This window comes from Vibrio sp. 1557 (assembly GCF_033340175.1).
Taxonomy (GTDB): domain Bacteria; phylum Pseudomonadota; class Gammaproteobacteria; order Enterobacterales; family Vibrionaceae; genus Vibrio; species Vibrio alginolyticus.
The window spans coordinates 102,035-114,678 of sequence record NZ_JAWOVZ010000001.1; the positions used below are offsets into that span (position 1 = coordinate 102,035).

Annotated in this window: 11 protein-coding genes; 8 read left to right on the forward strand and 3 right to left on the reverse strand. The window is 45.9% G+C overall.

Annotation, left to right across the window (positions count from 1 at the left end):
* Positions 1-26: 26 nt before the first annotated feature.
* Positions 27-1,130, reverse strand: coding sequence for a 2-aminoethylphosphonate--pyruvate transaminase (gene phnW / locus R7070_RS00485; protein ID WP_005432490.1), 1,104 nt, complete (start codon positions 1,128-1,130; stop codon positions 27-29).
* A gap of 266 nt (positions 1,131-1,396) precedes the next feature.
* Between phnW and R7070_RS00490 the strand changes: the two genes are divergently transcribed.
* The 5 genes from R7070_RS00490 to R7070_RS00510 all read left to right on the forward strand — a co-directional run bounded on the left by R7070_RS00490 (position 1,397) and on the right by R7070_RS00510 (position 7,193).
* Entirely contained in the window at positions 1,397-2,407 is a 1,011-nt protein-coding gene (locus R7070_RS00490) for a putative 2-aminoethylphosphonate ABC transporter substrate-binding protein (protein WP_171342663.1), read from the forward strand.
* Positions 2,408-2,667: 260 nt separating this feature from the next.
* On the forward strand, positions 2,668-3,774 hold the full coding sequence (locus tag R7070_RS00495) for a putative 2-aminoethylphosphonate ABC transporter ATP-binding protein (protein WP_256900355.1): 1,107 nt from the start codon (positions 2,668-2,670) through the stop codon (positions 3,772-3,774).
* A gap of 8 nt (positions 3,775-3,782) precedes the next feature.
* Entirely contained in the window at positions 3,783-5,507 is a 1,725-nt protein-coding gene (locus R7070_RS00500; protein WP_256900356.1) for a putative 2-aminoethylphosphonate ABC transporter permease subunit, read from the forward strand.
* 9 nt (positions 5,508-5,516) lie between these two features.
* Complete coding sequence (gene phnR / locus R7070_RS00505; protein ID WP_005374048.1) at positions 5,517-6,221, forward strand: phosphonate utilization transcriptional regulator PhnR; 705 nt, start codon at positions 5,517-5,519, stop codon at positions 6,219-6,221.
* 66 nt (positions 6,222-6,287) lie between these two features.
* Positions 6,288-7,193 (forward strand): EamA family transporter, encoded by a 906-nt coding sequence (locus R7070_RS00510; protein ID WP_225455338.1) that lies wholly within the window; start codon positions 6,288-6,290, stop codon positions 7,191-7,193.
* Between the two features lie 68 nt (positions 7,194-7,261).
* On the opposite strand, the gene R7070_RS00515 is transcribed toward R7070_RS00510, so the two are convergent.
* Positions 7,262-7,813, reverse strand: a complete 552-nt coding sequence (locus R7070_RS00515; protein WP_085569210.1) for an outer membrane beta-barrel protein — start codon at positions 7,811-7,813, stop codon at positions 7,262-7,264.
* A 12-nt stretch (positions 7,814-7,825) separates the two neighbouring features.
* Positions 7,826-8,752 (reverse strand): VirK/YbjX family protein, encoded by a 927-nt coding sequence (locus tag R7070_RS00520; protein ID WP_181881307.1) that lies wholly within the window; start codon positions 8,750-8,752, stop codon positions 7,826-7,828.
* Between the two features lie 412 nt (positions 8,753-9,164).
* Here R7070_RS00520 and R7070_RS00525 point away from each other — a divergent pair, with 412 nt between their 5' ends.
* From R7070_RS00525 to R7070_RS00535, 3 genes are all read left to right on the forward strand, one after another.
* On the forward strand, positions 9,165-9,524 hold the full coding sequence (locus tag R7070_RS00525) for a DUF3316 domain-containing protein (RefSeq protein WP_064369428.1): 360 nt from the start codon (positions 9,165-9,167) through the stop codon (positions 9,522-9,524).
* 218 nt (positions 9,525-9,742) lie between these two features.
* Positions 9,743-11,143: an FAD-dependent oxidoreductase gene (locus tag R7070_RS00530; RefSeq protein ID WP_115386471.1), complete on the forward strand. Its 1,401-nt coding sequence runs from the start codon at positions 9,743-9,745 to the stop codon at positions 11,141-11,143.
* A 113-nt stretch (positions 11,144-11,256) separates the two neighbouring features.
* The gene (locus R7070_RS00535) at positions 11,257-12,381 is read left to right on the forward strand and encodes a M14-type cytosolic carboxypeptidase (RefSeq protein WP_115386472.1); all 1,125 of its coding nucleotides are present in this window, start codon (positions 11,257-11,259) and stop codon (positions 12,379-12,381) included.
* Positions 12,382-12,644: the final 263 nt, after the last annotated feature.

Sequence of the window (12,644 nt, forward strand, 5' to 3'; positions counted from 1 at the left end):
AACGCTCTCTCAATCAGAAGGCTGCTTTAAGCAACTTGCCAGTACATTGCTTTTTCAATCGCACCGATTAAGCGCTCGATATCTGCTGGGTAAACTTCGCCAATGTTGCCGATGCGGAAGCAATCTGCGTTCGATACTTTACCCGGATAAATCACGAAGCCCTGCTCTTTCAAACGTGTGTAGAACGCTTTGAACTGGTAATCACTGTGCGTCGGAGAGTAGAAAGAAGTGATGATTGGCGAATGAAGGTCATCACTCAGTAGTGGTTCGAACCCCAGAGAACGCATTCCTGCAACCAGTGTTTTCTGGTTAGTTTGGTAACGGTTATGACGAGCCTCAATGCCGCCTTCTTGTTCCAGCTCTAATAATGCTTGGTAGAAAGCGCGAACTGTGTGCGTTGGAGACGTAAAACGCCATTTGCCGTGGTTCACTTCCATGCAATGCCATTGGTCGTAAAGATCAAGGCTCAAAGAACGTGCCTGACCTTGGCACTTTTCGAGTTCAGTTTGTTTTGCAATCACAAAGCCAAAACCCGGTACGCCTTGAATACATTTGTTTGCAGAGCTGATCATAAAATCGATGCCTAGCTCTGCGATATCGATAGGAATGCCACCAAAGCTCGACATGGCATCGAGAATCACGACTTTACCGTGTGCTTTCGCTGCAGAAGCAAATGCCTCAATTGGATTCAGCATGCCAGTGGTTGTCTCACAGTGAACAATCGCCACGTGTGTGATCGCAGGGTCCGATGCCAATGCAGTTTCCACCTCGTTCAAGTGTGGCTGTGATGTTTCGCCTGGGGAAACTACATGGCATGGAATATTTAGGTAATCAGCGATCTGAGCGATACGCGCACCGTAAGCACCGTTGTCGACAACCAACAATTTTCCATCTTTGCCAATGGCACTGCCAATCGTTGCTTCGACTGATGCGGTGCCGCTACCTTGCATTAGTACACTGGTGTAGCCGTCTTGCTCCGTCGCCAGTTTTACAAGCTTAGTGCGGATCACTTCTACAATGTCTTTGTTGTATTCATCATCCCAAGTACACCAGTCTTTTAGCATGGCTTCACGTACCGTTTCAGAAGTAGATAGAGGACCTGGAGTCAGTAGTAGGTATTCGTTTTTCATCTCGATTTCCATCAGAATAGGCTAATTGGTCTACACCAAATTTCGAGTTCACTTTAGCGAGGAAGAAAAGGGCAGTAAATAGGCGAATCTCCAATTTCATAAAACTTTAATATCCAGAAAATGGCGGATCAATTGAACGATTATTCAGCGCAAATTTTCGTAAAACTGCCATTTAATGGTCATGATTTCGTCACAAAGGCTCAGTAGGGTGTATATCGTCAACTGGTACAGACCAAACGAAAACTTAGCCAAATTAACTGGAGAAAATGATGAAAAACCGTTTGATGAAAGGATCGCTGGCTGCACTTGTCTCTCTGCTAGCTACGAATGCAATGGCAGCACAGGAAGTCACGGTTTACACCGCTTTCGAAACTGACATTCTTGCTAAATACAAGTCTGCGTTTGAGAAAGATAACCCAGATATCAAGATTAAGTGGGTTCGTGATTCAACAGGTATCATGACGGCGAAATTGCTGGCAGAAAAGAATAACCCTCAAGCAGAAGTGGTTTGGGGTCTGGCTGGCTCGTCAATGGCACTGCTTAAAGATGAAGGTCTTCTTAAGCCTTACACACCAAAAGGTTTGGAAGAGCTGCACGCGAACCTAAACGACCCTCAATCAAACCAAGCTTGGTTCGGTAACGATGCGTTCTTTAACGCAGTTTGTTTCAACGAAGCGGTAGCGAAACAACTTAACCTACCGAAACCAACATCTTGGGAAGACCTAACGAAGCCGGTTTACAAAGGTCACATTGCAATGCCGAACCCTGCGTCTTCGGGCACTGGCTACATGCAAGTTTCTGCGTGGCTACAAAACATGGGTGAAGATCAGGCATGGAACTACATGCGTGACTTAGACAAGAACATTGCACACTACACGCACTCGGGTTCTAAGCCATGTGTTCAAGCGGGTATGGGTGAAGTGGCTATCGGTATCTCGATGGCAAGCCGCGGCGCGAAGTTGAAAACACAAGGCGCGCCACTAGCGGTGATCACACCAAAAGGCATCGGTTGGGAATCAGAAGCCGTTGGTCTAGTAAAAGAGTCGGATGCAGCGAAACGTGTTGTCGACTGGTCAATCTCTAAAGCGGCAAACGAGCTTTACGTAGAAATGTACCCAGTGGTTGCACATAAAGAAGTGAAAGCTACTGTGTCTAACTTCCCTAATGTTCAAGAGAACATGGCGAAGATGGACTTTGCGCAAATGGGCAGCAAGCGTGCAGAGATTCTAACGGCATGGTCTGAGAAATTTGACGCGAAATCAGAGCCAAAATCTTAATTGAATTTGCTTTGAGTTGAATACTGAAATCCACCTCGGTTGAGGTGGATTTTTTGTTTTCTATGTTATTTCAGAGTTTGCTGCAAGTAGATTCCTAGTCTCACCTAGGTTCGCTGGAATGACGGACTTAAGAAAGTCGGGAATCTCTAATTACCACTCTCATCTCCCTTCATCTATTTGTCATCTTCTGGCTATAAATTTGTCATTGGAACGTAACACTCCAAAACTAAAGTTGGTATATACCATCTGGAGCGTGTGTTATGTCAACTAACCAACATTACCTAAATATCGAAAATGTAGTGAAGCAATTCGGACAGTTCACTGCATTAAAGAAAATCTCGCTAGCGATTGAAAAGGGCGAGTTTGTTTGTTTTCTTGGTCCTTCTGGCTGCGGTAAAACCACTCTGCTACGTGCCATTGCAGGTTTAGACTTGCCAACGTCTGGTGCGATTTTTCAAAACGGTCAAGAGACCACATTCCTACCACCAGAGAAGCGCGATTTCGGCATCGTATTCCAATCTTACGCGCTGTTTCCGAACCTAACTGTGCAAGAGAATATTGCAGTGGGTTTGAAGAACCAAGGTATGTCGACCAAAGAAGCGCTAGAGAAAGTAGATTACTGGTTAGAAACCATTGGTCTTCCAACCTCTGGCGAGAAATTCCCTAACCAACTTTCTGGTGGTCAACAGCAGCGTGTAGCACTCGCTCGCGCATTAGCGCTATCTCCGGGTTTACTGTTATTGGATGAGCCGCTGTCAGCGCTGGATGCAAAAGTGCGTGTTCACTTACGTGACGAGATTTGTAAGCTGCAACGCAAGCTTGGCATCACCACCATCATGGTTACGCACGATCAGGATGAAGCGTTGTCGATGGCGGATCGTATCGTGGTAATGAAACATGGTGTGATTGAGCAAGTTGGCACACCTCAAGAGATTTACCAACAACCAGCCACGCGCTTTGTTGCTGAGTTTGTCGGCAGCATGAACTTTATTGAAACCTCAGTCGCAACGGATTCCCAAGTACGAATTGCAGAAACCTTGATGCCAGCGCCAAGCTTGACCAATCGTAAGATCCAACGTGGTGACCGCTTCGACCTTGCGGTGCGTCCTGAAAGCATCAAGTTCGTTGAAAACTACAACAACTCTTTACCAGTGCGAGTTACCGCAACCGAGTTTTTGGGGGCGTTTTTCCGTATTGATTGCGTATTGCAAAACGACAGCTCAACGAAAACCATCGTCGTGGATGTGCCTGTGGAAACGGTTCAAAAACTCAATATCAAGACGGGCGATGTACGTTACATCCAGTTTGCTGAAGAAGGGCTGCATGGTTACGCCGTGCCCTCGGTTGATAAAGCGTTAGCAGCGTAGGTGTAAACATGGATGCGAAGACAATGACGATGAATAGCCTGACCACACAAGACAAAGCAAAATCCTTACTCGGACGTGTTAGCCGCGACAACCTTGTGTTGTTCGGTTTGCTCGCTGGCTTGTCGACCATGATGGTGATTTTCATCTTAATGCCGCTTTGGGCAATGTTGACCAAGAGTGTGCAAAATGCCAATGGCGAATTTGTCGGATTGGCAAACTTTGCGACGTACTTTTCCTCTTCAAGCTTATGGGTATCGGTAGGTAACACCTTCACTTTAGGCGTGATTGTGACCTCGGTAGTGGGTGTGCTTGCGTTTGGATATGCCTACGCGCTGACTCGCTCATGCATGCCGTTTAAAGGTTTGTTTCAAATCCTAGGTACTGCGCCGATTCTCGCGCCTTCGTTGTTACCAGCGATCAGTTTGATTTTCCTTTTCGGTAATCAAGGCATTGCCAAAGAGATGCTGTTAGGAAACTCGATTTACGGCGTGATTGGTATCTCGATGGGTTTGATTTTCTGGACCTTCCCTCATGCATTGATGATCTTAACCACTTCGCTGCGCACTTCAGATGCCCGTTTGTATGAAGCAGCCTGCGCACTTAAAACCTCACCAATCAAAACTTTCTTTATGGTGACGTTACCTGCGGCGAAATATGGTTTGATCAGTACGCTTATCGTCGTCTTTACACTTGTTATCACGGACTTTGGTGTGCCGAAAGTGATTGGGGGCAGCTACAACGTTTTGGCGACTGACATCTTCAAACAAGTTGTGGGACAGCAAAACTTTGCCATGGGTGCGGTGACCAGCATTATGCTTCTATTCCCTGCGGTAATGGCGTTCGGCGCAGACCGCTGGGTTCAGAAAAAGCAAAAGAGCTTATTTGACACTCGCTCGGTGCCTTATCAGCCAGAACCTAACAAAGCGCGCGACAGCATTTGTTTGGTTTACTGCAGCATCATTTCTATCGCAGTGCTCGCAGTGCTTGGCATGGCGGTGTATGGCTCGTTAGTTACGTTCTGGCCTTGGAACAAAGCGTTGACGCTAAACAACTACAACTTTGCTGAAATGAGCACTTACGGTTGGAGCCCATTCTTCAACTCGCTAACGCTGGCAGGTTGGACGGCAGTTATTGGTACAGCCATCATCTTTGTCGGTGCTTACTGCATTGAGAAAGGGCGTGCGTTTGGTCCAATTCGCCAAGTGATGCAAATGCTCAGCGTGGTGCCAATGGCAGTTCCGGGTATGGTGCTTGGCTTGGGTTACATCTTTTACTTCAATGATGCGAACAATCCTCTGGACGTGCTTTATGGCACCATGGCATTCTTGGTAATTAACACGGTAGTGCATTACTACACAGTGGGTCACATGACCGCCCTGACAGCGCTAAAGCAGTTGCCATCGGAGATTGAAGCCACGGCGGCATCGGTGAAGCTTCCTCAATACAAGTTGTTCTTTAAAGTGACATTACCTGTGTGTTTACCTGCGATTTTGGACATTGCGACTTACTTGTTTGTTAATGCATTGACCACCACTTCTGCGGTAGTATTCCTTTACTCAACCGATACGATTCCGGCTTCGGTCTCGATTCTGAATATGGACGATGCAGGTCAAACTGGCGCTGCAGCGGCAATGGCTGTGATGATCATGATGGCTGCCGCAATTGCGAAGATTGTTCAGATGACTTTGGGTAAATTGTTAGAGAATCGCACACAAGCTTGGCGCAAAAGATAAGGACACTTCGTGCAATACGTAAAAATTAAAGATTCGATTGTTGAACAGATTGAAGCAGGCATGCTATCGCCGCGTCAAAAACTGCCAGCAGAGCGTAAGTTGGCTGAGTCGTTCGATACTACACGCGTCACTCTGCGTGAAGCTTTATCATTGCTAGAAGCGGAAGGTCGAATCTATCGCGAAGATCGCCGAGGTTGGTTTATCTCACCTGAGCCATTGCGTTACGACCCAACCCAAACGCTGAACTTCCCGAACATGGCGAAAGCGCAAAATCGTGTGCCAAAAACGGAGTTGGTCGCAGCAAAAGGGACGTTGGCAAACAAACAAGCCGCGCGCTTGCTGGACTTGCAACCTTTCTCGGACGTGTATCGAGTCGACCGTGTGCGATACCTTGAGGATAGACCTGTGGTGTTCGTAACAAACTACATTCGCCCAGAGCTTTTTCCGAACCTGCTGGATTACGATTTATCAAATTCACTGACGGACATTTACCGCGAGCATTATGGCGTGACGTATCAAAAGATTCGCTACCGTATTTCAACCAGCACCTTGTTGGGGGAAATGGCTCAGGCACTGCGCGCGACAGCCGGCACGCCCGCGATGGTGGTGGAACGCATCAACTACAACCAACACGGTGAGTTGATTGATTGCGATATCGAATATTGGCGACACGATGCCATTAGCATTGAATCTCTGGCGGAACTCAATCGTTAAGTGGATTTTCTCATTATCTAAGGCTCCATCTCGGGGCCTTTATTTTATTCAGACAGGAACATTGAAATGGATTTGTTGGCGATTGGTCTCGTCGTTTTTTCTGCTGTTCTCCATGCGGGTTGGAATATCCTTGGTAAAAGCAACTCAGGCTCTGGACTCGCGTTTACTATGGCCGCCAGCTTTTCTGCATGTTTCATTCTTACCCCTTATTTGATTTGGTATTTGGCAACCATTGGCTGGACATCATTACCGAGTGAGTTTTGGGGGTTGCTGTTCATTAGCGGCATTTCACAAATGGTTTATCTGGTTGGTTTGATTGTCGCTTATAAGCATGCTGACGTGGGTGTGGTTTATCCCATTGCTCGGGCACTGCCAGTGATGATGGTCGGCGCAATCAGTGTGGCATTGGGACATGAATTATCCAGTCAGCAGTGGCTTGGGTTCTTGCTGATTACCCTTGGTTGTATGCTGGTGCCACTGACGAATTTTCGTCAAATGACATTGGGCTCCTATTTGAACGTCGGTGTGTTCTGGGCATTAATTGCCGCAATAGGCACAACGGGTTACTCGGTGGTCGATAAAGAAGCGCTGAGTTTACTTACAGGGCAAGCATCAGAGATCTTGAATGATCAGTACAGTGCGATCTTTTACTTAGGCGTGCAGTTTTGGGCAATTGGTATTCCTGCCCTTGTGTGGTGCTTGGCTACAGGCAAGCCAGATGAGATTAAGACAGCGTGGCAGATCCGCAAAACAGCCAGCATGGCAGGGGTAATGATGGCATCCACCTACGGCTTGGTGCTGTTTGCGATGACCATGACTGACAACGTGAGTTTGGTGGTGGCACTAAGGCAAATCAGCATTGTGTTTGGGTTGTTTATGGGGATTTGGTTTCTGTCTGAGAAATGGTATCTCACCCGAGGGCTTGGCGTTACTTCTATCGTGGCGGGGATTATTCTCGCGCTTGTGTATTGACCTATATTCACGAAAAAAGGCAGCGAATGAGCCTCTCGCTGCCTTTTGTATTAACTTGTAAGCCTTGTTTAAAAACGCAGTTGCGCACCAAACATCACGCCGCTAGAGTCAAAATCGCTGTTTTTTGAGTACACATATTCTGCATTCAAACCAAAGTGTTTATAGCTCCAGCCGATACCGCCAGCGGCTTCCCCTCCGACACTTGAGTGTTCGATGTTCTTGCTCTGACCGTTCACTCTATAAGTGTATTCGAGAGTGTAGAGAGTGACACCTGCCTTGCCGTACAGTTCGAAACCTGAACCCAGAGGATAGCTAGCATAGCCACTCAAGCGAGGTCCGGAGAAGCTCGTATCGGTGACTTCTGAAATCGGACTCACGAGTATCGAGCCGATACCGTCAAACGCGCCTTTATAACCTGCTTCGATACCAAAGTTATGTGTTGGCATGTAGCGGTAATATATTTCACCTAAGAACATGTCGCCTGATTCTTTGCTTGTCGGAGCATCGTAGTTCACATCGCCATAGCCAATGTTTGTACCTATGATGTGCTCACTGGTTTCTGCATTGGCTGACAAAGAAAAAGCCGACAACACTAAAGCAGTAATGAATGAATAACGCATGAACGCTTCTCCTTAGCTTTTAGCTTGCTCGCCTTTTAATATTTGTTCGAAAGTGACCTTGGTGTTGTCTAGCCATTCATAACGGCGACGATACATCGAACGCTTAGAGCGCGACATGCCTTCGATATCTCTACGGGGTGCATTTACATCAATTGAGTAAAAATGACGATTGTATTCGGTGCCGCCCAATTCTTGCCAGAGTGCATCGTAATCCGTTTTTATTCGCCCTTTGCTGTAACGTTTAGCTGCGTAAGTATGGGACTGCGTTTTCACCGCTAGAATCGTATTTACTTCCCAAATTTGTGCGAGCAAAGTGAGCAAGCTCACCATCAAGCTTTTTGGTCTCTGTCCGTAAAGCTTACGAGTTAGCTTTTTAATTTTCGCGTTGTTTTCTTCACTGCTTCGCGGTCCTTGTAAGCCTCCAATCATAATGCTGCGTCCAGATTCGATGTGACCTAGCGTAAAAGAGAGCGTGTAGAAGTTGCCATCTTCAGCGCTGTGCAGCACTAGGCTCATGTCGCCTTCTTTTTGATAACGTGCTTCGTATACTAATCTCACCGAGTACAGTATTTCGTCAATTTCAAAAGAGGCTAATGTTAGGCCTTTCGAGTCTGTGTAGATTTCTTCGATTGTTTGTTTAGAAAACAGTTCTGAAATAGTTTTATAGTGATCAACTACCAAGTTAGAACGATCGAACGCTGAGTTGTTTTTGATGATATACGGACGAAACGGTTTCTCTAAAAACCGATGCGTACGTGTACAAAGCAACTCTAACAATGACGATTCAATATTGTTTGAAAGGTGCTTAAATGCACGTTTGTAATAAAGCGCACGTAAGATGAACTTAGCTCTGTAGGTCCAAATTGGCTTGTAGACATCAGCATAATCATCTGAGTAAATCGATTTGCTATGGTAAAAAATAGATTTGTTCGCGGTCATTTTCACTCCAGATTAACTTGTGCTCAATAGCGACAATTAAGAACCGACGGACGAGCAGCGAAGAACCCGAAAAGGAGGAATGCAAAGCACGACTGAAAAGAGGTGGTTTTTGCTGTGTCCGACGTTTTTGTAAGGTTTTGAACACTGTTCTTTTGCTGGAATTCTAAGAGAAAATTGACCTTAGGTATTGTATGGTTTGGTAAGGAAATGTCAGGTTGAAACCCATTGTTCAAAAGGAAGAAAATGCGAATGTCGGCTGAATATGACGTTGAGTTGCTAAGTTAATGTGAAATAAGTTGAACGAAAATTGAACATTATTTGAAATTGTTTTGACGTGTTTTAGGTCTTTATACGTACCTTATAAGTATCGAGCCAATTTTGGCCCGATGTAAAGGTAAGTAAGGAGAGGTTTATGAAACGCTTAACAACTTTAGCAAGTACGATTGCTCTGATTGCTGCACCTTCTATGGCTCTTGCTGGTGGTTATCATTGGACAAACGATACCGAAACTATCCATGGCGACGTAATGGATAGCAAACAAGCGGCTTATGAAATGGGCCGAGACATGATCCAAAGCTACCAAAATAAATCATCTGGACAACTCCGTGATGAGTTTACGAGCCTTACAACGTATGTTGATCGCCAATCGTTTTCTATCACTGACTCAAAAGTCATGGTAAATGAGTTCTTGCAAAGTGACGGGCAAGTTGTTTACCAGCCTATTCTCAATGTTCAATACGAGTACCGCATGCGTGATACCGGTAAATATTAACCAGTAAGACGGACTCGAATTGTTTACCACTAATATTTTTGCTGTTTGTTTTGGGGAGCCACGAGCTCCCCATTTTGTTTTTGTTGGAAGCGAAAATTCGCACACTCTCAGTGCAACATTTTCTATCGCTCAGCGTTAGATTTTCTTGCTCGTTGATTGTCATCATCGTTTGTAAAGTGTTTGCGGAAATGGATGTAACGCACTAACGAGGATACCCGATGACACATCATTCATATTGGTTCAAGCAGGCAATTGAAGCTGAGCAACCAGAAACGCCACAACCGTTACAGCAGAACATTAATACTGACGTTGCGATTGTTGGTGGCGGATACACCGGACTTTGGACCGCGATTATGATTAAGCAGCAATCTCCGGAAAAAAAGGTAGTCGTGATTGAAAAAGGCCTTTGTGGCAGTGGTGCATCGGGCGCAAACGGCGGTTGTATGCTGACTTGGTCGACAAAGTTTCCGACATTGAAACGGTTATTCGGTGAAGAACATGCTGCTTGGTTGGTAAAAGAGTCGGAACAAGCAGTGCTAGAGATTGACGACTTTTGTCAGCAGCACAACATCGATGCGCAATTATCGTTGAAAGGGGTTTATTACACTGCAACCAATCAGGCTCAAACTGGGGGAATGCAGCCAGTTGTGGACGAGTTAAAGCGATTAGAAGTGAACAGTTGGCGTCGTTGCTCGGTGGAGGAACTGCGTGCCAATGCGGGATCGCCGCGCAATATAGAAGGCTTTCACTCTCCAGTTGCAGCCAGCGTTCAACCTGCTTTATTGGCGAGAGGATTAAGACGCGTCGCAATGGAGTTGGATGTTGAAATCTATGAGAATACGCCGATGACGCGTCTAGATTATGGAAAACCTGCCACTGTCTGTACACCTAAAGGAAATGTTCAAGCGCAGCAGGTGGTGTTGGCATTGAACGCATGGATGGTGGAGCAGTTTAAACAGTTTAAAAACAGTATCGTGGTGGTCTCTTCCGACATGGTGATCACCAAGCCGCTTGGTGACGCACTACCTCAATCTGGTTGGCAGGCAGGTTCTAGTGTGTTGGATTCTCGTATTTTTGTACACTATTACCGAGATACGCCAGATGGCCGTTTGATGTTGGGGAAAGGCGGCAATCAGTTTTCTTTCAATAACCAAGTTGACGCAATGTTTAACAAGCCAACACGCTACCAAGGTCTACTGCGTAAGTCGTTCGATAAGTTGTTTCCTCGTTTGAGAGGCGAGGAGTTTGCTTATTCATGGACGGGGGGCTCTGATCGTTCTGCTACTGGTTTCCCTTTTTTCGGCGATCTAGATAAACAGAGCAATATCTTTTACGGATTTGGTTATTCAGGCAATGGTGTAGCGCAGACTCGCATGGGCGGAAAGATCCTATCTTCATTGATATTGGGAATCGATAACGAGTGGACGAACAGTGGTTTAGCCAAAGGACCGTTGGGGTGTTTCCCACCAGAACCGCTTCGCTGGACCGGGGCTATGATAGTGCGCAACGCGGTACGTCGAAAAGAGGAAGCAGAAGATAACGAGAAAACGCCGTTTATCTGGGATAAGTGGCTAGCAAAACTTGCAGGACCAGCAGGTAAAGCGGATAAGCTTGACTAAACTGAAGACTTTAGCCACAAACGAGACAGTTTGCAGTGAAAGTCATTGGGGCGCGATGAAGCCTTGTGTTAGCCTCTGTCTTTCAAGCTCAGATTTAAAAGGTGAGTCATAAAATGAAAGTATTCAGCAACTTCGATAGCGGCAGCATTCACGTAGTGAAAGCGGACGACAAAAACGACATCCAACTCAAAATTCCTAACGACAATATGTCGGAATTCTACCAGTGGTTCCACTTCCGTCTTGAGACAGAAGTCGAGCAATCACACACCATCAAATTGCTTGATTTGGCTAAATCGGCTTATCCAGAAGGATGGCAAGGTTACGATGTGGTTGCGTCTTACGATCGTGAAGAATGGTTCCGACTACCGGCAGAGTTCGATGGCGACACGCTGACTTTCACTGTAATCCCTGAGCGCAGCTCAATTTACTTCGCGTACTTTGCGCCATACACGTACGATCGTCATTTAGACTTGTTACACATGGCACAAAGCGCGCACCACTGCCAACTAGAGACGCTTGGTCATACGCTAGATGGCAATGACATGAGCTTGCTTACTTTCGGTGAGCCAGAAGAAGGCAAAAAGAAAATCTGGATGATTGCACGTCAGCACCCAGGTGAGACAATGGCGGAATGGTTCATGGAAGGTATGATCCAACGTCTGTTAGATGAAAACGACACGGTTGCGCGTGCATTGCTTGAAAAAGCGGTGCTTTACGTCGTACCAAATATGAACCCAGACGGTGGTATTCGCGGTCACTTGCGTACCAACGCAGTAGGTGTAAACCTAAATCGTGAATGGCAAACGCCATCAATGGAAAAGAGCCCAGAAGTCTACCTTGTGCGTCAGCGCATGCTGGAAACGGGTGTTGACATGTTTTTAGATATCCATGGCGATGAAGCGATTCCGTATAACTTCGTCGCTGGCTCAGAAGGTATTCCTTCTTACGATGAAAATCTTGCCGCTTTAGAGGCATCATTTAAGCAAGCGTTATTGACTATTACGCCAGAGTTCCAAGATGAGATTGGTTACGATAAAGATGAGCGTGGTAAAGCGAATTTGACTGTGGGTTCAAATTGGGTTGCAGAGCAGTTCAAATGCTTGTCTTACACAATCGAAATGCCATTTAAAGATAACAACAATCACCCAGATCCACTTTACGGTTGGTCTCCTGAGCGTAGTGTCTTGTTTGGACAAGATGTATTAGCTGCAACGTTAACCGTAGCGGATAAAATTTAGCGCGACGAGTTAACGCTTTTTCATTATTTCGAAAACAGCTCATTTTAAATGAGCTGTTTTTTTGTGCTCTCCATATCCACGCTCCCCTGTAAAAATTTGTTGCCATTCACAAGCTTAAATGATGATTCTTAAATTTGAGAAAGTGGCTTTTTATGGTGATTTGCGTCACAGAAAGTTGGCTTCTTTGTGATATTCTCCGCAACGAATTGACTATGGCTAAACCAACGCAACGAACTTTATTTTTCGGTTGGGTATGCGGATGA